The sequence below is a fragment of the Leisingera sp. ANG-DT genome (assembly GCF_000813785.1).
Classification (GTDB): domain Bacteria; phylum Pseudomonadota; class Alphaproteobacteria; order Rhodobacterales; family Rhodobacteraceae; genus Leisingera.
The window spans coordinates 76899-101063 of the sequence record NZ_JWLE01000009.1 but is presented as its reverse complement, the minus strand read 5'-3'; the positions used below and the strand labels follow the sequence as shown (position 1 = coordinate 101063).

Below are 24165 nucleotides of genomic sequence, written 5' to 3'. Positions count from 1 at the left end.
ACCCGCTCAGAGGAGAGAATGATGTCCCGTCTCGAACCGCTGATCGTGCCAGCGCCCCGGCAATCCGCTGACAGCGCGGCACAGGCCCGCTTCCACGATGTCGAAATCATTCTGCCGCAGCCAGATTCCCCCGCCGCGGCCCAGATGATCTGCGAAATCTTCCGCGCCGCCAATGATCTGTTCCCCGACAGCGGCTACCGCACCGCCGTGCGCAATCTGGCCTCGCATATGCGTACCGTGCCGGAGGGCTGGAAACCGCAGACCGTCATTTTCCTCGGTGGCATTTCCAGCCGCTGGCCGCTGAACTCCGGCGAGAAAGCCAGCCTGCAGCGGATCTGCCGCCAGGCACAGCGCTGCCTGTTTGCCGGCAGTGCCATTTTCCTGCTGACGGAAACCGGCCTGAATGCCGCTATCGAGACCGCGGTACATACAAATTTTGCCGCCGCCGCGGAAGAGGAGCAGATGATCTGCGCTCCGTCAGGCACGTTGACCACCTCGGCAGGCCGCATCAGCACAGCGGTCAGCAGTTTCGCTGCGCTGCGCGTGCTTGCGGCTTTCCTGCGCGCTGACCGCGGCGCCTTCATCGCTGATGCAGTCTGCGACTACCTGGGCCTTGCCTTTGGCCCGGCCTCTGAACAGTCCAAGGTCTCCTTGCAGCTGCGTCAGACAGCCGGCGGCGACGCGCTGGTGGTCAAGATCCTCGACCTGATGCAGCAGAACCTGGAAGAGCCGCTTTTAATCCGCGACATCGCTCAGCAGGCCGGGGTTTCTCCGCGCAAGCTGGAACGCCGCTTCCAGCAGAAAGCACAGACCAGCCCGCTTGCGGCCTACCGAAAGCTGCGCATCGAAAAGGCGCGCCAGCTTTTGTTGCACACCACCCTGCCGCTGGCCGAGATTGTGGCCGCCACCGGCTTTGGCTCGCGCAGCAGCCTGACGGAATGGTTCAAACGTGAGTACAAAACCAGCCCGCAGGCATTCCGCAAACAATATTATGCTGACCGGCATCCGGCAGGCTCGCTGGCCTGAGCACAGCCGGTCCTGGCAACTGAAAAGGCGGCCCCTTCGGGCCGCCTTTGGTGTTTCAGGGCAGAGGAGTTCAATTTCCGGAGCCGCTGTCCTCGCCGTCGCCTGACAGGGCGTTCGGATCAAAGACATTGCCGAAGCCGGAGTTGTTGCCCTGAGGCGCCTGCTCTGCCTCAGGCTCTGCCTCGCCTTCACCCGACAGGCTGCCCGGGGCAAACACACCGCCAAAGCCGGAGTTATTGCCGGAGCCGGTGGAGGGCGCGGTTGGTTCAGGGGCTTCGCCCTGCTGTTCCTGCAACTGCTGGCGGCGCAGTTCGCGCTGGCGGCGCAGTTCCTGGATGCGCTCTTCGGTCTCCAGGCGCTTTTGCTCCTGCACGTTGGCGATACACTGCTGCGGGCTGTAAACCGTTGCGGTTCCGACAACCGCAACTGTTACACAGGCAACAACCACAAGCGCTACCGCAGCAGCATTTGAGCTGAGGAAACCTGGAAGCCGCAGCTTGCCGCTCTCCAGCTCTTCCACGGTCGCCTTCTTGCGCGCCTCGGCCACCAGCTGCTTGCGGCGGATGCTGGCCTCGTTGAACAGCGCCGCAAAGACCGTCAGCACCACGATGATAAAGGCCAGGGCCGAGATCGCGGGCGTGATGCCGTAACGCACTTTCTGCGCCAGCTCGATGGTCAGCGTCGGGTATTCACCGAAGGTGAAGGTGGTAGTGTTGTAGTTCTCAAAGCTCGCCAGGAACGCCAGCACCGCGGCGGAGGCGATGGCGGGCCGCATGAACGGCAGCAGAACCTTGCGGAAAGCCTGAGCATGGGTGGCCCCCAGATCCAGCGCCGCCTCTGTCAGGGCGATGTCATAGCGCTGCAGGCGCGCCACCAGCACCAGCATGCAATAGCTGGCGATGAAGGTGGACTGACCGATGATGGTCAGGAACAAGCCGTTCGACAGGAAGCTGTCGGCGCCAAGCCCCAGCATCCGGTTGATCCGGTCCCAGAATACCAGCGTCGAGATACCCAGCACCACGCCGGGAATGAGGATCGGCGCAATGATCACCGTGTAATAGGTGGCCCGCAGTTTGGGCCATATCTGGGTGAGCATCAGCGCCCCCGCCAGGCCCATCGCAACAGACAGCACAACCGTGCCTGCGCCCACCAGGATTGAGTTCCAGATACCGTTCAGAATCCGCTCGTCCTGGAACAGAGCCGAGAACCATTCAAACGTGAGGCACTCCCAAGGGGTCATCCGCGGGAACGAAGGTGAGTTGAAGGCAGTTGCCGACATTATCACCAGCGGCCCCAGCAGATAGGCAAAGAAGATCGCCAGATAGACCCAGAGGCTCAGGCGCATAAAGGTGAAGTTCTTCATTTGCCGATATCCCCCATGTTCACCTTGAACAAGCGCATGACCGCCAGCACCAGCAGGATACAGGTGACCAACAGAACCACCGCATAAGCAGCACCCTGCGGCCAGTCGGAATTGTCATTGAACTGCTGATAGATCAGCTGCGTGAACCACAGGGACGACGGGCCGCCGAGGATCTGCGGCGCCGCCAGTGCGCCCGCCGACAGCATGAACACCATGGTGCAGCCCGAAGAAATCCCCGGTTTGGCATAGGGAATGACCACCCGGCGGTGGATCATCGGCCAGCTGGCGCCCATATCGCGCGCGGCCTCAATTTGGTTGCGGTCAAGGCTCTCGATCACGTTGTAGATCGGGAAGATCATCAGCAGGATGTAGGCGTAGCCCAAGCCTGCGTAAAGCGCGATGTCATTGCGGATGAAGTCGAAGGGCGTGTCGAACACACCCAAGCCCACCAGCATGTTGTTCAGCACCCCGGTCTCGCCGAAGATGATGCGCAGTGCAAAGGCGCGCAGGATCTCGTTGATCCAGTACGGGATGATCAGCATCAGCGCGAAGATGCGGATGTGGTTGCCCTTGGTCTGGGCCAGGTAATAGGCAATCGGGTAGCACAGGATCAGGTTGAAGACGGTGACGCAGACCGCCGCCACCAGGGTGCGGAAGAACACCTTGAGGTCGACCGCGTTGTAATCCTGGCTGCCGCCCTCCGGGCCGTAGATCAGGTATTTGTAGTTCTCCAGCGTATAGACGTCCTTGGGCCCGCCGATTTCCGGGGGCGGCAGGTTCGGCCGGAACGAGAAGTCGAGCATCGACAGCTGCGGCAGGATGATGAGGCCGATGGTCCAGAACAGGACCAGACCCAGCATCAGACTGCCCATGCCGACGCCATTGCGTTTGAAAAACTCCCTCAGGAAGCTTGGCATGGCTAAAGCCTCCTTATTCCGCGGCCAGCTCACCAGCCGGAACACAGACGGCGTTTTTCGTCTCGTATTCCAGGGTGATGTTCTGGCCGGTATGATCGTCAAACGACTGGCCGAGGTTGGGGATGGAGACCTTCAGCTCCTTACCGCCGTCGCCTTCCATGAAAATGTTGAAGACGTTGCCCTCAAACTCCTCGTGGTTGACCTTGGCCGTCACGAAATGGTCACCGGACGCGCCTTGCGGCGCCAAGGCAAAGGCCTCGGGGCGGATGAACATCATTGCATCGTCGCCTTCCTTCATCCTGCCCTGGTTGGCAGTGGAGATCCGCGCCACCAGTTCGCCGGAGCGGTTGGTCGCGATCAGAGCTTCATTGCCCATAACGCGCTTGACCTTGCCGCGGAAGACGTTGTTTTCGCCGACGAATGACGCCGCAAATGCGGTTGAGGGGTCGTTGTAGATGGTCTTGCCATCGGCGATCTGGTCAATGACGCCCGCCTTCATCACCGCGATATTGTCGGACATGGTCAGCGCCTCGCCCTGATCGTGGGTGATGTAGATGAAGGTGATGCCAACCCGCTGCTGAATCTCGCGCAGCTCGGTGCGCATGTGCTGGCGCAGCTTGAGATCCAAGGCCGACAGCGGCTCATCAAGCAGCAGCACATCCGGCTCTGCGCAGAGGGCGCGCGCAATCGCCACCCGCTGGCGCTGGCCGCCTGACAGTTCGGAGGGCAGCTTGTCGCCCTGTCCCGGCAGTGCGATCATGTCCAAGAGCTCATCCGCGCGCTTGCGGCGTTCCTTGGCAGAGGCGCCCTTGATTTCCATGGAAAAGGTGATGTTTTCCCAGATCTTCATCAGCGGGAACAGCGCCAGATTCTGGAAAATCAGCGCGGTCGGGCGTTTGTTCGGCCCGATCCCCTTCATGTCATTGCCGCCGATCAACACACGGCCGTCGCTCGGATCCAGAAAGCCGGAAACCGCGCGCAGGATCGTGGTCTTGCCGCAGCCCGAAGGCCCAAGGAAGGAAAAGAAATCCCCCCCATTGATGTTCACATTGGCATCTCGCACGGCGACAAAGTCACCGAAACGGATCCAGAGATTCTCGAGATCAACGCCGACCCCAGCACTCATTTGGCTTCTCCCCAGGGTGCAGGTCCCCAATCCGGTGGCAAGCCACCGGCCCCGCTAGGCCTGCTTCCTGTTTCTATTCTTTTGTGATTGCGCCGCGCGGCACATGGCTGACCCCCGGAAAAGATCCGGGGGCCAAGTGTTTCAGGCGCAGTTGTTACGCGCTTTTGAACTTGTTGACGAACTCGGTGCGCACGTCGGCGTACCAGGGCGCCTCTGCCGGCCAGGGGTTCAGGTTGGCCAGCGAATTGCCCGGATAGGCCTCGGCAAAGTTCTTCTTGTAGACGTCGCCGGAGAAGCCGTCTGCGCCCAGCACCGGCGAGTTATATCCGTGGCTGTCGATTGCCTTGCCTGCAGGCTCCTGCTCGTATGCATAGGAGATGAAGGCATAGACCTGCTCTTCGTTCTGCGCGCCCACCGGCATCGAGATGCCGTCAACCCAGGCCATCGCGCCCTCAACAGGCGCCTGATAGTGCACCGGCTCGCCTGCGGATTTCAGCGCCAGCGGCGGGCCGTCCCAGGTCTGGCCGACCACCACGCCTTCGTTCAGCAGGCCGTTTTTCTGGGTGTCGGCATCGTTCCAGATCAGCTTGATCCGGTCCTTGCGCGCCACGCACCAGTCAGTAACCTGGCCCCAGACTTTGCGCATGGTTTCCTCGTCGTCATAGGCCGCCCAGATCGAGCCAGGCTCCATCTCGCCCGAGGCTTCCATATAGAGACCTGCGCCCAGCATCATCGAGTGCGCCCGGCCCATGGTCTTGCCTGCATTCTCTTCGGACCAGACGTCGCCATAAGACGGCGCATCGCCTTCCGGCAGCCACAGGTCGGTGCGGTAGGCGATGCCTTCGGTGCCCCAGATATGCGGCAGCCAGTGCACACCGCCACCGCCGAAGTTCCAGGCATCCGTGCCGATCTTGGCCATAGCCGGGTTCACCGCGTCAATGTTGACCTTGCTCATGTCGAAGGGTTTCAGCAGCTCCAGCGGCCCCCACTGCAGCGAGCGGTTGTTGGTCGGCGAAACGATGTCGAACCCCTGACCCTTGGTGGCCTTCATCTTGTTGATGATTTCTTCGTTAGACCCGATGCCGGTGTAGTTCACCTTGATGCCCGTCTTGGCTTCAAAACCGGAAATGAATTCCGGCGGCAGGTAGTCCGACCACATCAGGATGTTGATTTCGCCCGAAGACGCCAGCGCGCTTTTCGAATAAAGCGGGGCTGCCAGGGCGGCGGCGCCGGCACTTTTCAGAATGCTCCGCCGCGTCAGCTTACCAGTGTTTGTCATTGATCCAATTCTCCCTTTGGACTGTTAATTGTTGTTCTTGTTGTTTCAACAGTGAAACCTTGCGAAGGCTTGCCCGCCTCCAACAGTGACAGTTTTCAAAAACGATAAGACCAGATCACCCATCAATTTGCGCAACATGGTGCCAGTTTTGGCACGATTTGAGAACACCCGCGACAAAACCGCGATGAGAAACTATCTCTGTAGTAGCACTCTGCGCGCCGCGGGGCGGGCCGTCAACGCTCCTGCGTCTTAGGCCAGCAGAAAGCTGTATCACTCCGGCAGGTAAAAACATCGTGACACAGCTGGGCGTTAACGGAATGCCTCGCAGGCAGTGGCCCTGCGGCACCTTTCAATTTCGCTCAATTCCGCATTCGTTTTTCTGCGAATTCCGGAACGTTTCCTTGCCGCCGCTGCCGTCCTGCGGCCTAGTCGATACGATACTGTTGGGAGGCCCACTTCATGAAATCGCGCACCAAAGTTGTGGTGATCGGCGGCGGCATCGCTGGCTGCTCCACCCTCTACCACCTTACCCAGGAGGGCTGGAGCGATGTCGTTTTGGTCGAACGCAACGAATTGACCAGCGGCACAACCTGGCACTCGGCAGCCCAGGTAACGAATTTCGGCATGAACCAAACGATGGTTGGCCTGAAAAGCCACTCCATCGCGCTCTACAAGAAACTGGCGGATGACCCGGAGTACCCGATCAATTACCACCATGGCGACGGCGGCATCCGCCTTGCCAACACTGCCGAACAAATGTGTGGCTATCGCCACTTTACCTCGATGGCCCGCGGCATGGATGTGCACTTCGAGGTGATTGATGCCGAGGAATGCGCCCGTCGCCACCCGCTGATTTCAACCGTTAACCTGGCCGGCGGGTTGTGGGATCCGATGGACGGCGACATTGACCCGGCGCAGCTATGCCAGGCGCTGGCCTATCACGCCCGCAAGGCAGGCGCTGAGGTCTACCGCAACACGCCTGTGACCGCACTTACCCAGCACAAGGACGACACCTGGACCGTGCACACGGAACACGGGGGCATCGACTGCGACATCGTCGTAAACGCCTGCGGCTACCGGGTGAATGAGGTCGGCGCGATGATGGGGGTGCACCACCCCGTCGCGTCGATGGAACACCAGTATTTCCTGACCGAAGACATCCTCGGAATCGTGGAGGCAGGCCACCGGATGCCGCTGATCCGCTGCCCGATCTCCGACTATTACTGCCGCCAGGAAAAGAACGGCCTGCTGATCGGCTTCTACGAGCAGGATTGCAAGACCTGGGGCATGGACGGGATCGACCCGAACTTTGTCAACGCGCTCTGCCCAGATGATCTGGAGCGGGTGATGGATGTGCTGGAGGGCGCGTTCGCGCGGATGCCTGCGTTGCGCGAAACCGGCATCCGATCCATCGTGAACGGCCCGATCACCTATACCATCGACGGCGCGCCGCTGATCGGCCCAATCCCGGGCAAGCGCAACGCTTTCTGCGCCATCGGTTTGCGCGCAGGACTGGGTGAAGGGGGCGGCCACGGCTGGCTTCTGGCGCAGATGATCGTGCATGGCGAGGCCTGCTACGATACCTGGTGCATCGACCCGCGTCGCTTCACGGGCCATGCCAACGTGGAACTGACCGCTCTGAAGGCTATTGAGGACTATCAGAACGAATTCCGTTTCCACTTCCCGCATGAGCACCGCCCGGCAGGCCGTCCGGCCAAGACCACGCCGCTCACGCCTGTGATGGCCGCGGAGGGCGCTGAATTCACCGTGGTGAACGGCTGGGAGCGGGTGGACTACATCAAGCCCGCGCCAGACTTTCACCCTTCACTCACCTTCAGCTTCGATGAGGCCTTCAACGTAGTTGCCGCCGAAGTAAAAAACGTGCAGGAAAACGTGGGCCTCTGTGAGGTTAGCGGCTTCAACCGGTTCGAGATTACCGGCGCAGACCGCCACAGCTTCCTTGATCGCATGTTCTGCGGCACCGTCAACAAACATTCAGGACGGGTTGGCCTCGGCTATCTGCTGAACCACCACGGCATGATCAAAAGCGAAGCCACGATCGCCAACTTGCCCGCTTCTGACCGGGAGCCGGAGCGAGTCTGGTACGGCTCTGCAGCCGCCAGCGAGTTCCACGACATGGATTGGCTCAGCCAGAATGTCCAGCCGGGGGAAGACGTGCGCATCCGGTCCTTGACCAATGACCAGACGATCCTGGTTCTGGCCGGCCCCCGGGCGCGGGATGTGCTTTCGGACTGCGCCCGGGGCAGCTGGTCGGCTGAAGCCTTCCCCTGGCTGTCGGTACGGGAATGCTTCATCGGAATTGCCCCGGCCACGGTGATGGGCGTCAGTTTCTCCGGTGAGCTTGCCTATGAAATCCACGTTTCCAATGCCTCGCTCTATGCTGCCTATCTGGCCTTACGCAAAGCTGGAGAGGCGCACGGGCTCAAACTTTTCGGCGCCCGTGCGGTCGAGTCGATGCGGATAGAGAAGGGCTTTCTGCACTGGAAGGCCGACCTGATCACCGAGTTCGATCCCTTTGAGACGGGGCTGGAGCGTTTCGTGAAGCTGGAGAAAGGTGATTTTATTGGCAGGAAAGCCCTGCGGAAACGCCAGGCAAAGGGTGCACGCAAGAGGCTGGTCACTCTGAAGGTGGAGGCCAGCCATGCTCCGCCGCATGGCGGCGCTTCGCTGGTTCAAGGGAATAAAGTTGTGGGCACTGTGACCTCCGGCGACTGGGGCCACAGGGTGGGGATGAATCTGGCCTATGCCTTTGTGGATCCGGAACTTGCCGCGACCGGCAGCGCCATGCAGCTTGATCTGTGCGGGGATCTGGTTGCCGCTACGGTTATCGCTCCCTCCCCATATGATCCAGGATTTGAACGCATTCGCAGCTGATCCTGTGCTGAACAGCAAAACGCCCGGGAGCTTCCCCCGGGCGTTGTTTATTTTGCGCTGCAGTTTTCTGGTCAGCTTCGGCCTTTCCACGGCACCAGCCAGTTCTCTGCCTTGCGCATCAGGATATCAATGCCGTAGCCGATGATGCCGATCAGTACGATGCCCATAATCACGATATCCGTGAGCTGGAACTTGGACGCCGCAATGATCATCATGCCGGCGCCTTTCTGCGCTGCAACCAGCTCAGCCGCCACAACCGTGCCCCAGCAAACCCCCATTGCAACCCGCGCGCCGGTGAAGATTTCGGGCAGAGAGTTCGGCACGATGACATGGCGCATGATCTGCCACTTTGAAGCGCCCAGCGAATAGGCCGCATGGATTTTGGAGATGTTCACGCCCGAAACCCCGGCACGCGCCGCAATGGTCATGATCCAGAGCGCCGCCAGGAACAGCAGAACGATCTTGCCGGTCTCCCAGATGCCAAACCAGATGATGACCAGCGGGATCAGCGCCAAAGGCGGCACCGGCCGCATGAACTCGACAATCGGATCGAACCAGCCGCGGAACCAGCCGGATAGCCCCATGGCATAGCCCAGCGGGATACCGACTATGGCGCCGGTCACAAAGCCCGCCACAACCCGCAAGAGCGACCAGCCCAGGTGCTGCCACAGCGAAAAATTCTGATAGCCCTCACTGGCAATCTCAAAGAATCTCGACACCACGGTTTCCGGGGCCGGCAGCCAGATCGGGTTCATCTGCATGCCGCTGTCCGGAGTAAAGCTGATTGCGCCCTTTCCGGTCAGCGTCACGGTGCCGTCTCCTGTGTCGACCGCGCCGCCAATCGCAATCGGCTCTCCATTGATCGCCACAATCTTTGCGCCGTCCCGGCGTTTGGCCTCGTCATTCTTGTCAAACAGCAGCGTGGTTGAACGCCCTGCCTGGGCCGCCAGCGCATCATTCGCGGCAAAGCCGCTGCCGCCCTCGACTTCGAACTTCTCGACGTCCTCGCCAAATCCGAAGACCCGCACGGTGACATCTGCGTCATCCGTGGCACCATCCGCGTTTTCCAAGGTATACGTGAATACAGTTTCGCCGGTGAATGGCCCAGGAACGTGAATCGGGAACAGCTTGGAGCCGGTAAACGCCGCCCAGATTACGAAAATCACCAGAACCGATATGATCGACGCCGCACGGTCCGGCGTGACCGCGCTTTCGTCGCCGAAGGTCACGGTCTTGAGGCTGGTGAAGTCCTGCCTCGACTGCATTCCTTTGCGGATAACCTGCACCAGGAAAAAGGCACCGGCAAACAGCGCGATGTAAAACAGAAGTACGCTCATGCCACTTGCTCCGTCCGGCCCATGATCTCCTCTTCCATCTCCCAGATCATCGAGAGGATCTCATCCCGGGTCTCGGCAAAGCCTTCGGATTTCTTGACGTCGCGCAGGTCCGCATTCACTCCGCGCTCAGCAAAGGGTAGTTGGTACTCGCGGTGAATCCGGCCGGGCCGCGGCGCCATCACGATCAGCCGCTCGCCCAGCAGCAGCGCCTCCTCTACCGAGTGGGTGATCAGGATGATGGTCTTTCCGGTCTCCTTCCACAGCTTCAGCACCAGACCCTGCATCTTCTCACGCGTCAGCGCGTCGAGCGCACCCAGAGGTTCGTCCATCAGGATCACATCCGGCTCATTGGCTAGGCAGCGTGCCAGCGCCACACGCTGCTGCATGCCGCCCGACAGCTCGTAAACCGCCTTTTCCTTGAAATCCTGCAGGCCGACGATTTCCAGAAGATGGTCGGAGATCTTCTCCCGCTCCGCCTTGCCCATCCCCTTCATCCGGGGGCCAAATTCCACGTTGTCGCGCACGTTCATCCATTCGAACAGTGCGCCTTTCTGAAACACCATGCCGCGTTCAGCGTCAGGACCAGTCACCACATGGCCGTTCAGCTCCACCTCGCCTTCGGTGGGGGCCAGGAACCCGGCCAGAATGTTCAGCAGCGTGGTCTTGCCGCAGCCCGACGGTCCCAGCACCGACAGCAGTTCTCCCGCCTGCAAATTCAATGAAACGTCTTTCAGCGCCTGAACCGAGCTGCCATTGGGCAGATCGAAACGCATGGAGACACTCTTGATGTCCAGTCCCGACATCGCTTCCCCTTCCTGTTAGCGCCAGTTTGCAGCCGGTCTGCAAATGCGGATGCGGGCGGCCCGGGATCCGGGCCGTCCGCCTTAGTCAAAACATGACGGCTCAGTTCAGAGCGGCTTCCAGAGGTCCGCTGTCCACGGCACCGTCATAGGAATCCAGCGCCGCTTCGATGCTGCCCGCATTCACGAACACATCCGCCACACCCTTCATGAAGTTCTGCGCGCCGCCGCCCAGCCACTTCTCGGATAGCTGATCCTCAGCCGAGGGGAAGCTGAAGGTTGCGATGGTGGCCTCGGCATCGGCCAGGTCCATACCTGCGTCCTTGGCAATCACCGGCAGCATCTCATCCTTGCTGTCGCCCGCATTCCACATTGCATTGGCATCTGCGGTCACTTTCAGGAACTTGCTCAGAAGCGCACCCTCATCCGCAATGAAACCTGCCGGCGCGCTGGTCACGTCAAATACCAGAATGCCCAGTTCTTCTTTCTCGGCGCCGGTCAGCAGAACATTACCATGCTCCACCATCCGCCGCAGCGCGCCGCCCCAGCCGCAAACCATGTCCAGGTTACCCTGGGCAAATGCCGCTGCGCCATCGGCAGGCGCCATGTCGACGATCTCCATCGAGCCAATATCAACACCGAAGTGCGCCATCTGCGACAGGAATCCGTAGTGCGCGGCGGTGCCGATCGGTACGCCAACCTTCTTGCCGTTCAGTTCGCCCGCGTTGGTCTTGTCGATCTCCAGCGCTTCGGCCACTACGCAGTTGTCGTTGTCAGAGTAGCTGACCGCCACATCCACCGTCTGGATGTCCTGACCGGCCGAAGTCGCAACTACAAACGGCGGAACGCCCTGGCTGACGGCAATCTGCACATCGCCTGAGGCCATCGCCGCAGACATTGCGGTGCCGGTGTCAAATGAGACCCAGTTGATCTTTACACCCATCTCTTCTTCATAGGTGCCGTTGGCCTTGGCAAACTGGAAGGGCATCGGCCATTCCAGGAAATAGGCCACAGTAATCTCATCCAGAGCTGAGGCCTGTGTTGCTGAAATCGCGGCTGCGGCTGCGCAGGCTGTTGAAAGCAGATACTTTTTGATCATGTTTTTGGTTCTCCCAGTTGTCACGCCTGACCCGTTCTATGCGGGCCTTAAGGCTCTGATTTTTGCACGGCAAACCTTATCCGGGAAGGGAATTCGCTGTAGAATAAAATTACTCATGCATGGAAAGTAAAACTCAGTTTCGATTTTTTCGGATGTGTTGGCGCATTTCTGAGGATAGCATATGCAAACCCTAAGGAGGGCCGCATATGCAAAAAACGCTGAGCCTGCGCTGGCTGGAAGTTTTTCAGCTGATTTCGAAGTCCGGGTCTATACAAAAAGTGGCAGCAGAAACCGGGCTCTCGATCAGCACCGTGTCCAATCATCTGCGCAGCCTGGAAAGCGCGCTTGGCGTTGATCTGGTGGATCACACACGCCGTCCGATGGGTCTGACGCCCGCAGGCGTGGTCTTTGCCCGCTATGTCTACGACGGGCTGATGACGCTAAGGCGGGGCGAAGCAGAAATACGCTCCGGCAGCTGGCAGCACGCAACCGATCTGCGCATGGCCCTATTGGATGACTTCGACAATGAAGTCGGCCCGGAGCTGTTCCAGTTCCTCTCCACCGCGCTGCCCCGGTGCAGCTTCCGGCACTACACCCGCCCCAGCCATGAGATCATCGAAAAACTGCAGGCGCAGAAACTGGATGCAGGCGTTGCCACCCGCCCGTCCGGGCTGCTCCCTGATCTGATCGAATACCCGCTGATGCGCGACCCGTTCATTCTGGTTGTCCCGGCAGGCTATTCCGGCAGCGTCGAGGATCTGACCAAGGCTGACGCGCCGCTGCCCTTCTTGCGCTATTCCCGCGACCACACAATTGGCAAGCAGATCGAAACCCAGCTGACCCGGCTCAAGATCGCTCTGCCCAACCGCTTTGAACTGGAATGCAACCAATCCATCATAGGTCTGGTTTCCGAAGACAGCGGCTGGACCGTCACCACCGCCGCCAGCTACCATCGCGCCCAGCGCTTCCACGACAAGGTCAAGGTCGTGCGCTTTCCTGGTAAAAGCTTTGCCCGCACGGTGTCGCTGTTTACAACCAGCGTCTACCCCGCGGCCACTTCCCAGCTCATTCATGAAGCCCTGCAAAAGTCACTGCGCCTGCATTTCACCGATCCGATCACCCAGCGCTTTCCCTGGCTGGGCGAAGAGTTCCGGACCCTGCCGTCGGGCGCCGGCTGACCGCTATTGCTATTCGAAACAAACATCCGTGTTTTTCGAAACCCGCCGGCCACGGGTTGACCATGAAGCCTGTCAGCAGCTGTCTTAGGCGCAATCCGCGCCGTGCGCTCCCCGCGCATTCTGCGGCCCTTCGAGGAACATGACATGGCAATCACTTATTTGAAAAAGGCCCAGGCACGTCCTGCCACCGAAAGCAGCGACATCCGCGATACCGTTGCAGTGATGCTGGCCAATATCCAGCGCGAGGGCGAGGAGGCCGTGCGCCGCTATGCGGAAAAGCTGGATGGCTGGACCGGTCCGATCGTGGTCACAGACGCCCAGCGCCGTGCCGCTTGCAACCGGGTATCGCAGCAAACCAAGGACGACATCCAGTTTGCCCATGCCAACATCCGCCGCTTCGCCGAGGCGCAGAAATCCACGATGGGTGAATGCGAGGTGGAGGTGATCCCCGGCCTGATCGCAGGCCAGAAGCAGATCCCGGTATCCAGTGCCGGCTGTTACGTGCCGGGCGGCCGCTACAGCCATATCGCCAGCGCGCTGATGACCATCACCACCGCCAAGGTGGCAGGCGTGTCCCACATCACAGCGGTGTCGCCGCCGCGCCCCGGCAGCGGCATCCCCGATGCTATCGTCTATGCCATGGACCTATGCGGCGCAGACCTGATCCTGAACCTCGGCGGGGTGCAGGGCATTGCCTCCATGGCCCAGGGCCTGTTTGGCGCCCAGCCTGCCGACATTCTGGTCGGCCCCGGCAACTCCTATGTGGCAGAGGCCAAACGGATGCTGTTCGGAGAGGTTGGCATCGACATGTTTGCAGGTCCAACCGACTCGCTGGTGATTGCCGACCACACCGCCGATGCAGAGACCGTCGCCTGGGATCTTGTCAGCCAGTGCGAACACGGCGCCGACAGCCCGGTTTGGCTGATCACCACCAGCGAACTTCTGGCAACTGGGGTCATGGCCCGAGTACAGGGCCTGATCGACAGACTGCCTGAACCCAACCTTTCCGCCGCCCACCGCGCCTGGCACGAACGCGCAGAGGTCGTTCTGTGCGAAACCCGCGAGGAGGCCGCCCAAGTGGCCGACCGCTATGCACCCGAACATCTGCAGGTGCAGGCCGAAGACCTAGATTGGTGGCTCGACCGCCTCTCCGCCTATGGCTCGCTGTTCCTGGGCAAGGAAACCACGGTATCCTTCGGCGACAAGAGCTCAGGCCCCAACCACGTGCTGCCGACCAGCGGCGCGGCGCGCTATACCGGCGGGCTGTCAGTGCACAAGTTCACCAAGACCGTGACCTGGCAGCGCTGCAACGCCGCCGCCTCGCATGAACTGGCCCAGCGCACCGCGCGGATCAGCCGGATGGAAGGAATGGAAGGCCACGCCATCGCCGCCGAAATGCGGCTGATGCCCGAGACGGTTTAAAACCCTAGGGAGGCGCCGTTCTCAGGACGGCGTCTCCAGCTGCTGGTCCAGATCAACCGGTCCAAGCACCGCCTCGTCCGGGATGCTGTCAAACCCGGCAACAGTGCCCCCATACCGCTTGGCAAACCGCGCAGCTTCTTCCGGCGAGGAAAAGGGCACAACCTCCGGCGCGCCCATGCCGCCAGCGGCGTTGGATCCGACCACGAAATGCGCACCCTTGGCATCAATCCAGTTTTCAGTGCCGGGATGTTCCCAGCTTCGTGCTGCGCCCATGTCGCTCACATATATCGCGGTGATCTCCGCATCACGTTCCGGGCTTTTCACATAGGCCGCCAGATCGCGCACCTGGGCAAAGAACAGCGGTGTAGGGAAACCGTCCAGATGGATCTGCCCCTTGGGTCCGCCATGTTCAGCCACATTCATCTGGCAGAAGTAGCTGAGCGCCGCTTCGGTCAGCTCCACCGGCGCAGGCGGTGCCTTGGCCTCTTCTTCCTGGCAGGCAGGCAGGACCAGCGCAGCCGCAAGGATCAGGCGTTTCATGGCTCTACCCTCCGGAACGCGGCACAGGCCAGCAGGAAGCCCAGCGCGGGCCACAGCACCAGCGACAGTGGTGCGGCCCAGCCGGGCAGCGCTCTGGCAGCCCCAGCCATACCACTGGAAAGGGCCACGCTTTCGGAGGCTGCGACATTCCACAGCCGGAACGCATCCGCCGGGTTGGCAACCATCACCCAGGGGAAAATCTTCTGGGTAAAGACCCCGCCGCTGTCCATCACCACGGCCCCTAGCAGTCCCAGGTCATAAAGCACCACAAACACCAGCCACACGCCCGCAGACAGACCCGCGGCAGCTGTTGCACTGCTGCTGAGCGCCGACAGCGCATAGCCCAGCACCAAGAACACCGCACCCAGCAGGATTGATGTCAGCACCAGCCGCCCCAGCGCCATAAAGCTCTCTGTACCTGCACCGCCGAACCAGGCGGCCACGGCCCCTGCCGCGCCAAAGCCGATGCACATGGCAACAGACAAGGCGGCCAGATGCGCCATCAGCTTGCCCAGCAGGATCTCCGCACGGCCCGCAGGATAGGCCAGGAGCAGGGCAAGACTGCCCCGGTCCCGGTCGCCCGCCACCGTGTCAAATCCCATCATCAGAGCCAGGAGCGGCGCCAGGTAGACCGACAGCGTGGTCATCGAGGCGACCGAAACGGTCAGCATATCCACCCCCAGCGTTCCCGTCGGCGCCGATCCGGCAAAGGACAACGCCAGCGCAAAGGCCAGCATGATCAGCGTCGCCATGAAAAGCCAGCGGTTGCGGCGCAGAATCAGCATCTCGGCGCGGGCAATGGCAAAGGCACGTCTCATTTGCGGTCCTCCCCGGAGTAATGGCGATAGAGGTCTTCGAGCCGCGGCGGCACCATGTCGATATCGGCCACCGCATCGCCCATGGCTGCGATCTTGCGCAGCTCGGCCATTTTGTCCTGCGGTGAACACAGGACCTCGACCGAGGCGCCGTTGATCCGCCGCCCGCCGGTCTCTGTTGCGATCCGGTCGGCGTGCGCGCCGCTGGCCTGCACCCGCAGCTTGACCGGCAGCCCGGCCTGGGCCGACAGGCCCGCCAGCGTGTCATCCGCCACTTTCACACCCTTGCGCAGAATGGCGATACGGTCGGTGCGCGCCTCCACCTCAGTCAGCGCGTGGGAGGCGATCAGCACCGCCGCGCCCTGCTCTGCCAGCTCATTGATGATGGCATAAAGGTCCTGGCGCGAGATCGGGTCCAGCCCGCTGGTGGGTTCGTCCAGCAGCGCCAATTTCGGGCGGCCCAGCAGCACCTGCGCCAGCCCCAGCCGCTGCCGCATCCCCTTGGAATAGGCGCCGATGCGGCGGTGCATTGCCTCGCCCAGCCCGACCCGTTCCAAGAGGCCCTCGATGTCAGCGCGTTCACCGGCAAGGCGGGCAAACAGCGCCAGCTGTTCATGCCCGGTCAGAGCCGGGTGGAAACTAACCGCCTCTGGCAGAAAGGCAGTGGCCGCCCGCGCCGCGGCGCTGCCGGGCGCCGCACCGCAAATGCGGATGCTTCCGCCCTCATGCCGGATCAGGCCCAGCACCGCCTTGATCATCGTCGACTTGCCCGCGCCGTTGTGGCCTAACAGCGCCAGCCGTTCGCCCGGCGCGATGTCCAGGTCGATGCCATGCAGCACTTGTGTCTTGCCTCGGAACTTGTCCAGCGCGCGGATCTGCAGCGGAGAGTTATCCATCCTGTTCAACCTTTCTGGCGGCTTCTGGCCGCTCGGGCCGCATCAGCGGGTGGCTGTCGATCACCCCGCCGGGCAGCAGCGCCGGGAACGCCGACTGCGACCAGCGCACCAGCTGCACCGCGGGCGATCCCATCAGCAGTTTCGCCGCCGGCTGTGTCCACAGCACATGGTCCATGCTGTCATTCGGACGGTAGGGCGCATCGGCGATGCCATCCCCGTCCACGTCGAAACCCGCGAAGTCGGACCAGTAGTTGCCCTGGCCGGCCTCGCTCCACTCCACCCATTTGGTGGAGACAAATTTCACCTGATGCCGATTGCCGACAAAGGCGTTGCCAACCATCCGGTTGCCGTCGCTGCCCGCGGTGAAGTGGATGCCGATGCCGCAGCCCTCGAACCAGTTGCCGGAAAAATCATTCTTGTGCGCGTTGTAGAGGAAGGTGCATTTGTCCTTGGCGCCTTTCACATAGTTGCCGCGCACCTCGCCCTGGTTGGCATAGTTCAGCATCACCCCGTGATCGCGGTCATTCAGCGAGACATTCCCGGTCACCTTGACCCGTTTCGAGAACATCACCGCATAACCCAGGTGATTGCCGATCGAGACATTGCCCGAAACCTCGGAATTATCGGCGTACATGTAATGCACCGCGAAACGCAGGTCGCGGAAGGTGTTGTTTGTGAAGGCGTTCTTCTTGGAGCTGTTCACAAAGATCCCGTCGCGGCCAAAACGGATATCGTTGCCGTCGACCACCGCGCCCGGCGCGTTCCACACATAGACCCCGTTGCCGCGGGCGTTCATGTGCCGGTCCAGGCGTCCCTCGATCCAGTTGCCCTGCACCAGACTGTCTGTGGCGCCATGAATATCCACGCCGTATAGGTTGCCCAGCAGCACATTGTTCAGGATCTGCGGCGCCTTTGCGGTCTTGGTCAGTTTAATGCCGCTGTCGATCTCCTGATGCGAGGAGCCGGAGCCAACAACGGTCAGGTTCTGAACGGTCACGCCTGGCCCGGTCACGGTGATCACCGATCCTGTGCCCTGCCCGTCCAATGTGGCCTGGCCCTGCCCGTCCAGAATGACAGGCCGGTCCAGCACCAGGGTTTCGGCGTATTCGCCGGGGGCGAGGCGGAGGGTGTCGCCATCCGCCGCCTGCGCCAGTGTTTCAGCGATGGCCCCTGCCCGATTGGGCACATCCCATTCCGCCGCCCACGCGGGCGCCAGGCCGGCAAGGGCCGCAACCAGGGATATGGGCAGGAGCCGTTTCATGGTTACGCGCTCCGCGGCTCGACCAGCATCCGGCCGCGCATTTCCATGTGCAGCGCGTGGCAGAACCACTGGCAGTAGTACCAGTGCACGCCCGGACGCTCCGCCTTGAAGGTGACAGAGGCAGTTGCCAGCGGCCCGACTTCCATAGCGATGCCGAAGTTCGAGAGGCAGAAGCCGTGGGTCAGGTCGTCGATGTCGTCCAGGTTGGTGACATAGACAGTGACCTCATCGCCTTGCTTCACGGTGAACTTCTCAAGGCTGAAGTTCGGCGCCTGGCTCGACATGTAGACCCGCACCTTGTCGCCGTCGCGGATGATGGTGTCCTGATAGTCGTCCAGATCGACGCCATCCGCCTCTGCCTGCTTGCGCGCGTCTTCCCACATTGGGTCGTTGCGCTGCCAGGTGCTCGCCGGGTTCACCTTGGAACGGTGAACAAGGATCGAGTCATGCGGCTCGGCAAAGGTCGGGCCATCGTGCACTACCTTCATCTTGTCGCCGGAGATGTCGATCAGCTGCTCGTTCTCGGGCTTCAGGGGGCCGACGTTCAGGAACCGGTCCTTGGAGAACTTGTTCATCGAGATCAGCCACTTGCCGTCTGCCTCGGCGGTTTCACCCATGGAAGTCGAGTTGTGGCCCGGCTGGTACTGCACATCAACCTTGTCCATAATCGGGTCCACATCGGCGCCGGCATAGGCCTCGATCGCCTTGGCGATGTCCCATTTCACCACCTGGCTGTCCAGGAACAGGGTGGTGTAGGCATAGCCGCGGTTGTCGAAGGCGGTGTGAAGCGGGCCAAGGCCCAGCTGCGGTTCCGCCACAATGGCAGAGCGCGGATCGGCGTTGTCGCTGAACAGCGCATCGACCTTCTCAACATCAATGACCGAAACCGTCGGCGACAGCTTGCCGTTGATCATGATGTGCTTTTTGTCGGGTGCAGCGTTCACACCGTGCGGCGAGTTCGGGATCGGAATGTAGCGGGTGAAGTTCTTGCCGGACTCCTTGCGCCCGTCCACAACCTTGGCCCCGTTCAGCTCCTGATAGTCGCCTGCCGCAATTGCCTCTTCAATCGCCTTGATGTTGAAGACAACAACGTGGTCCAGCTCGCTCTCGGTCATCTCGGCCAGGTTCATGCCCATTTCCGAGTTGTAAGAGGTCGAGAAGGCGTATTTGCCCTGATAATCGCAGTCGGTGTTGTCCAGGTTGCCCGAGACAATCACCTGCCACGCGACTTCCATGCTGTCGCCGTCGATGGCCGAGAAGATGTTCACGTATTGCGAGGGATCATCCAGGATCTGGCCGTCGTTGATCAGCGGCGCCTCGTGCTCGCCGTTGGCAAAGACATAGCCGGTACGCGGGAATTTCTGCGGACGCAGGCCGTGGATGTCCTTGGCGTTGGGGATCTCGATGATCTTGTCGCACTTCATCACGTCGCAGCGTACGCGGGCGACGCGGGTGTTGGCCTTATCGTTCATAAACAGGTAGCGGCCGTCATAGGTGCCGTCGGTGAACGACATATGCGGGTGGTGCAGGTCGCCGTTGTCATAGGTGACTTTGCCGTTGGCGGCCAGGAATTCCTTGGTCTCCGGCAGCAGGCCTTCGGTCAGGATCTTCAGCGATTCATTGGTCTGGCCCCAACCGGTGGCAGAGCAGCGGTTGAACACCGGCACCCTCATCAGCTCGCGCATGGACGGCACACCCATGATGCGCAGCTCGCCTGTCTGGCCGGAAGACCAGAAGCCGTAGTATTCGTCCAGCTCGCCCGGCTCCAGGCCGAAACCGGCAGCCTGTGCAGGCTTTGCGCCCAGCAGCGCAGAGCCGGCACCGGTGGCCGCCAGAACGGCACCGGAGGCGGTGGCCCCTAGAAGGCCGCGGCGGGTGACGGGCAGTTTGTTTTTCAGTTCTTCAGACATAACGTCCTCCTTCAGGAAACTTTTGTCCTGTTCGCGTTGGGGTGATTGGCAGGCGGCCGGCCCAGAGTGACGTCCGGGGCCGGGCTGCCGGTCTTGGCCCGGCGTTTCAGCTGTTTGATCACAACCGGGCATTTGGCTTCGGATTGGTACAGAACCTGGCAATGCAGGCAGTTCACACATTCGTTCGGATTGATCTCACCGGTCGGGTGGATGGCCTGAACGGGGCACTCGTTGGCACAGGTCTGGCAAGGGCTGCCGCATTCCTTGTAGCGGCGCAGCCAGTCGAACATCCGCACCCGCGCCGGGATCGCCAGCGCCGCGCCCAGCGGGCACAGGTAGCGGCAGTAGAAACGCTCGATGAACAGCCCGGCCAGCAGCAGCAGCAAGGCAAAGACAACAAACGGCCAGTCGCGCACGAACTTCAGGATGATCGCGGTCTTGAACGGCTCCACCTCGGCATAGGTTTCGGCCAGCGGGATCGATACCATCGAAAGGCCGAACAGACCGAGGAAGATCATGTATTTCGCAGGCCACAGGCGCTCATGCAGGCCCCACGGCAGAGTGATCTGCGGCACCTTGAAGGCGCGGGCGATCTTGTTGGTCAGCTCCTGCAGCGCGCCGAACGGGCACAGCCAGCCGCAATATGCACCGCGGCCCCAGAACAGCAGTGCAGCGGCCACCGCAAACCACTGGATGAAGACCAGCGGGTCCAGAAGGAAGGCATCCCAGGAAAAGCCGCTGCGCAAGGAGCCAGCCAGCGCCATCAGGTTCACCACGCTCAGCTGCGCATTGGCATACCAGCCCAGGAACACCAGGGTGACAGTCAGGTATACGATCCGGAACCAGTAGAAGGTGCGCGCATTCACAGTGGCCTGGAACTGGAAGAAAAACACCCCCGTCAGCACCAGCAGCATCACACCCAGCACACTGATTTCCAGCGTCCGGTCCTTCCAGATCCGCTGCCAAAGCGCGGCCTTCGCAGCCGCCTCACCGGTGTCGTCTTCCACCACTTTGGGCGCAGGCGCGGCAGGCAGCAGATATTGTTCCGGCAGCTTGTAGCCCAGATCAAACGTCAGAAACGTCCGCTCCAGCGCGCCCACGGACCGCTGCACCAGCAATTGCAGGCGGAAGGGTTCAGCCGGGTCGAACTCCGCATCTGCCGGGATCTTGAACAGGTCCAGCTCTGCAAAGCTGGGGCTGTCACCAGTTGCCAGTTCCCCCAGCCGCTTGTGCTGCTTGTCAAAGAACCGCACCGAGGCATCGCCCTGGATCAGCTGGATACGGTCGAAGATGCCCCCGCGCACATAGCCCGAGCCTTTGAAGCTGTAGCTGCCCCGTCCCAGCACCAGAATGGCGTGCTCGCCTTCCTTCAGCCAGGATTTCAGGTTCCGGTACTCCGCCTCTCCCAGCAGCGACTTGCCGACGGAGGGAACGGAAACCAGCGCCATGTGCATGTCGATGAAAGTGTCGTCCGGGGCACCCGGCTCCGGCCGCTTGATCGCGCGCTGATCGCCAGTGGCCTCAAAGGCCGCGTTGATCTGACCCACGTCCAGCGTCATCCGCCGAACAGAGCCGTCGCCTGCCAGTGTGGTCCAGTCCGAAACTTCTTCGCGGGCCATATCAACCTCGCGCTTCGGCCCGTCGGCCTGCACCGGTGACAGGCCGCCCAGCCCCAGCGCGCGGGCCACTTTAATTCCAGCCCGCACCAGGCTGTCGTCGATCACCATGATCGTGACCGTCGCGCCCGAAATGATGTCGAGGTCATGGGCATCGCCGCCCGCCGCCGCCTCGGCCTTTAGATCCAGCCCGGCATAGCTTTCGGTCAGCTTGACCATCTTGGAATTAGGAATGCCAATCAGCACAATTGGCTCGGAGTGCTTGACCAGTTTCACGCCGGTCAGCACCGCATCGGTATCAATCGCGGCCACCACGTGGATCGGCTTGCCGCTATAGCCGGTGGTGCCGACGAAATCTGAGGTCAGGAAAGCATAGGCGACCGTTTCGCCCGCTTTCAGCACTGGCGCCACCGGCACATCGGCGCGCACCGGGCCAAATGCCTCGGCGCCGGGCACCAGATCAGCGGGTGTCAGTTCTGTCAGGAAGGAGTCGAGGCTGTCTGCCTCAGCGGTCACCGCACATACAGCGGTGAGTGTCATCACAAGGGCTGTCAGCCAGCCCCGGAAGGCGCGTGTCAGGACCATGGCGCCTCTCCTTTGTTTTGAGTGGCAGCCACGGACGCGCGGAAGGCGCGTTCGGATTCTATCTTTTTCACCAGCGGAGGCCCGCGGCCATCATGCCAGTACTGCGCCGGGTTCGGCGGCACTGCAGCGCCCGTAGGCAGCAAAACTATGCGGCCTGCCACCCGGCTGGCACCGAATGCATGAAGGAATACCGGCCCGGCCCCGGTTTCAGCAGCGCAGAGGGCACAAGTGCTGCACTTAGGGCAATACTTGTTGTCTTCGCGGTCTCCGGCAGCGACCTGAATCTCAACCACACCGAACTCGCCGCAGATCTCGATCCACTCACCGCCGACAGCAGCCTGAGCTGCGCCGGGAAAGGCGGTTTGAAGAACCAGCATGAAGATGGCGCACATACCCGCCAGCCGCCGGAACAGTCCGGCGCAGCAAACGGAGGGTATGAAGACGGTACGCGGCATCTGTTACAAGAATCTCTTGCTGCATTCGCCGCTGACACTAGAGGGAACTTTAGTGCCGTTATTTGATGTATGTCAGATAAATCAGAATTTCCGGACCAAAATCATCCGGTCCGGAAAACGCGCTAAACACCCGTCTTTTCAGCCTTTCTCAAACCGGCGGAAAGCGAACGCGATCACCCCGGCGATGGCCATGTAAACCAGCGCCAGCAGCAACAACGGCTCATAGACGATAAAAGTATCGGCCCGCACGCGCGAGGATACCGCATAGATTTCCATCACCGTGATTGTCGCCACCAGCGGCGTCGCCTTCAGCTGCAAGATGGTTTCCCCGCCCAAAGTCGGCAGCACATTTCGGATTGCCTGCGGCAGCCAGATCCGGCGGAACATGGTGAAGCGCGGCATGCCAAAGGACTTCGCAGCCTCCAGCTGCCCCTTGGCGACGCCGGAAAACGCGCCGCGCATCACCTCGCCTTCATAGCCTGCATAGGACAGGGTCAGTGCCAGCACCGCATAAGGCCAGGCCTGCCGCAGGTAGGGCCACAGCTCAGAGGAGCGGATCCAGGGAAACTGCGGGAACAGCGACCCCAACCCGTAATACAAGAGCCAGATCTGCAAGAGCAGCGGCGTGCCGCGGATGATGGTGCAAAAGGTGCGCGCAGGGATCGACAGGTACCAGGGTCCCACCGCCTGCGCCAACCCCAGCGGCACCGCCAGCATGAAGCCCAGGAAAGTAGAGACCGCGAGGATCCAGATCGTGGCCCAAAGCCCCTCCAGCGCCAGCGGCGCGTATTTCGGGATCCAGTCCCAGCGCAGCGCAAAGGCGCACCAGATCACCAGCGCCGCAAAGACCAGCATCATCACGATACGGTGCGGCTGCATCAGATCCTTCAAACCGGTCATCGCGCGCCCCCCTTCAGCGAGGGCTGGCCGCGCCGCGCCCATTTCTCAATCCGGGCAAAGACCGCGCCGGAGCACAGCGTCACCATCAGGTACAGGAACCCGGCGGCCAGGAAGAAGGTGAAATAGGCCCGCGTGCTGCTCGCCGCCTGCCGGGTTTCCAGCGTCAGCTCATTGAAGCCAACAACTGCCAGCAGCGCGGTGTCCTTGGTGGCAATCAGCCAAAGGTTTGCCAGCCCCGGAACCGCAAAACTCATCATCGCCGGGATCGTCACCCGCCACATGATCATGAAGGCGGGCATGCCATAGGATTTCGCCGCCTCGATCTGGCCCACCGGCACCGCCTTGATGGCGCCGCGCAGAACCTCAGTGGCATAGGCCCCCTGCACCACGCCCAAGACCCAGATCCCGGCCGCAACGCCGTTGATCTCAACCCGGCCGCCGCCCAGACCTTCAGAGATCTTGTTGATGATATCGCTGCCCACGTAATAGAGGATCAGGATCAGCACCAGTTCCGGCACCGCCCGGATCACCGTGGTGTAGATGGCGAGAAGATCACGCGTGACCTTCCCGCCGTAGAGTTTGCCATAGGCCCCGAACAGCCCGATCACCAGCCCCAGCCCAAAAGCGCCAAAGGCGATCTGCAGGGAGTTGGCAAGCCCGCGCAACAGGTTGCCTCCCCAGCCCGACAGCGACAGCAGCTCTGCGCTGGCGCCGAGGCCCAGTAGTTCGAACAGTCCGGTCACGG

At 61.5% G+C, this 24165-nt stretch carries 20 protein-coding genes; 5 read left to right on the top strand and 15 right to left on the bottom strand.

Annotation, left to right across the window (positions count from 1 at the left end):
• Positions 1-21 precede the first annotated feature (21 nt).
• Positions 22-1026, top strand: coding sequence for a helix-turn-helix domain-containing protein (locus RA21_RS10690; protein ID WP_039148695.1), 1005 nt, complete (start codon positions 22-24; stop codon positions 1024-1026).
• A gap of 70 nt (positions 1027-1096) precedes the next feature.
• On the opposite strand, the gene RA21_RS10685 is transcribed toward RA21_RS10690, so the two are convergent.
• From RA21_RS10685 to RA21_RS10670, 4 genes are all read right to left on the bottom strand, one after another.
• Positions 1097-2389, bottom strand: coding sequence for an ABC transporter permease (locus RA21_RS10685; protein ID WP_019294828.1), 1293 nt, complete (start codon positions 2387-2389; stop codon positions 1097-1099).
• Entirely contained in the window at positions 2386-3306 is a 921-nt protein-coding gene (locus RA21_RS10680) for an ABC transporter permease (RefSeq protein WP_039148656.1), read from the bottom strand. Before RA21_RS10680 ends, RA21_RS10685 begins: the two co-directional genes overlap by 4 nt.
• Before the next feature lie 13 nt (positions 3307-3319).
• Positions 3320-4432, bottom strand: coding sequence for an ABC transporter ATP-binding protein (locus RA21_RS10675; protein WP_039148655.1), 1113 nt, complete (start codon positions 4430-4432; stop codon positions 3320-3322).
• A gap of 154 nt (positions 4433-4586) precedes the next feature.
• Positions 4587-5711, bottom strand: coding sequence for an extracellular solute-binding protein (locus RA21_RS10670; RefSeq protein WP_039148653.1), 1125 nt, complete (start codon positions 5709-5711; stop codon positions 4587-4589).
• Between the two features lie 459 nt (positions 5712-6170).
• Between RA21_RS10670 and RA21_RS10665 the strand changes: the two genes are divergently transcribed.
• Entirely contained in the window at positions 6171-8606 is a 2436-nt protein-coding gene (locus RA21_RS10665) for a GcvT family protein (RefSeq protein ID WP_039148650.1), read from the top strand.
• Between the two features lie 71 nt (positions 8607-8677).
• On the opposite strand, the gene RA21_RS10660 is transcribed toward RA21_RS10665, so the two are convergent.
• The 3 genes from RA21_RS10660 to RA21_RS10650 form a co-directional block, all read right to left on the bottom strand.
• Complete coding sequence (locus RA21_RS10660; protein ID WP_039148648.1) at positions 8678-9943, bottom strand: ABC transporter permease; 1266 nt, start codon at positions 9941-9943, stop codon at positions 8678-8680.
• Positions 9940-10746, bottom strand: a complete 807-nt coding sequence (locus tag RA21_RS10655; RefSeq protein WP_019294822.1) for a taurine ABC transporter ATP-binding protein — start codon at positions 10744-10746, stop codon at positions 9940-9942. The genes RA21_RS10660 and RA21_RS10655 overlap by 4 nt, the downstream gene beginning before the upstream one ends.
• Positions 10747-10846: 100 nt before the next feature.
• Positions 10847-11842 (bottom strand): taurine ABC transporter substrate-binding protein, encoded by a 996-nt coding sequence (locus tag RA21_RS10650; protein WP_019294821.1) that lies wholly within the window; start codon positions 11840-11842, stop codon positions 10847-10849.
• 206 nt (positions 11843-12048) lie between these two features.
• On the opposite strand from RA21_RS10650, the gene RA21_RS10645 reads away from it, so the two are divergent.
• Together RA21_RS10645 and hisD are read left to right on the top strand one after the other, a co-directional pair.
• The gene (locus RA21_RS10645; protein WP_039148645.1) at positions 12049-13020 is read left to right on the top strand and encodes a LysR family transcriptional regulator; all 972 of its coding nucleotides are present in this window, start codon (positions 12049-12051) and stop codon (positions 13018-13020) included.
• A 144-nt stretch (positions 13021-13164) separates the two neighbouring features.
• Positions 13165-14442, top strand: a complete 1278-nt coding sequence (gene hisD, locus RA21_RS10640) for a histidinol dehydrogenase (RefSeq protein WP_039148692.1) — start codon at positions 13165-13167, stop codon at positions 14440-14442.
• Between the two features lie 21 nt (positions 14443-14463).
• Here the strand turns inward: hisD and RA21_RS10635 are convergent, their stop codons facing one another.
• From RA21_RS10635 to RA21_RS10610, 6 genes are read right to left on the bottom strand one after another with little or no spacing between them, the layout of a single operon-like run.
• Positions 14464-14982 (bottom strand): nitrous oxide reductase accessory protein NosL, encoded by a 519-nt coding sequence (locus RA21_RS10635; RefSeq protein ID WP_019294818.1) that lies wholly within the window; start codon positions 14980-14982, stop codon positions 14464-14466.
• Complete coding sequence (locus tag RA21_RS10630) at positions 14979-15800, bottom strand: ABC transporter permease (protein ID WP_019294817.1); 822 nt, start codon at positions 15798-15800, stop codon at positions 14979-14981. Before RA21_RS10630 ends, RA21_RS10635 begins: the two co-directional genes overlap by 4 nt.
• Positions 15797-16693: an ABC transporter ATP-binding protein gene (locus RA21_RS10625; protein ID WP_039148644.1), complete on the bottom strand. Its 897-nt coding sequence runs from the start codon at positions 16691-16693 to the stop codon at positions 15797-15799. The genes RA21_RS10630 and RA21_RS10625 overlap by 4 nt, the downstream gene beginning before the upstream one ends.
• Positions 16686-17954, bottom strand: a complete 1269-nt coding sequence (locus RA21_RS10620; protein WP_039148642.1) for a nitrous oxide reductase family maturation protein NosD — start codon at positions 17952-17954, stop codon at positions 16686-16688. The genes RA21_RS10625 and RA21_RS10620 overlap by 8 nt, the downstream gene beginning before the upstream one ends.
• Positions 17955-17956: 2 nt before the next feature.
• The gene (nosZ, locus tag RA21_RS10615) at positions 17957-19864 is read right to left on the bottom strand and encodes a TAT-dependent nitrous-oxide reductase (protein WP_039148639.1); all 1908 of its coding nucleotides are present in this window, start codon (positions 19862-19864) and stop codon (positions 17957-17959) included.
• Between the two features lie 11 nt (positions 19865-19875).
• Positions 19876-22065, bottom strand: coding sequence for a NosR/NirI family protein (locus RA21_RS10610; RefSeq protein ID WP_039148636.1), 2190 nt, complete (start codon positions 22063-22065; stop codon positions 19876-19878).
• Between the two features lie 179 nt (positions 22066-22244).
• Between RA21_RS10610 and RA21_RS22850 the strand changes: the two genes are divergently transcribed.
• On the top strand, positions 22245-22586 hold the full coding sequence (locus RA21_RS22850) for a hypothetical protein (protein ID WP_156131911.1): 342 nt from the start codon (positions 22245-22247) through the stop codon (positions 22584-22586).
• A 72-nt stretch (positions 22587-22658) separates the two neighbouring features.
• On the opposite strand, the gene RA21_RS10600 is transcribed toward RA21_RS22850, so the two are convergent.
• Positions 22659-23420: an ABC transporter permease gene (locus RA21_RS10600; RefSeq protein ID WP_039148689.1), complete on the bottom strand. Its 762-nt coding sequence runs from the start codon at positions 23418-23420 to the stop codon at positions 22659-22661.
• Positions 23417-24163, bottom strand: coding sequence for an ABC transporter permease (locus tag RA21_RS10595; RefSeq protein WP_039148630.1), 747 nt, complete (start codon positions 24161-24163; stop codon positions 23417-23419). The genes RA21_RS10600 and RA21_RS10595 overlap by 4 nt, the downstream gene beginning before the upstream one ends.
• Positions 24164-24165 lie beyond the last annotated feature (2 nt).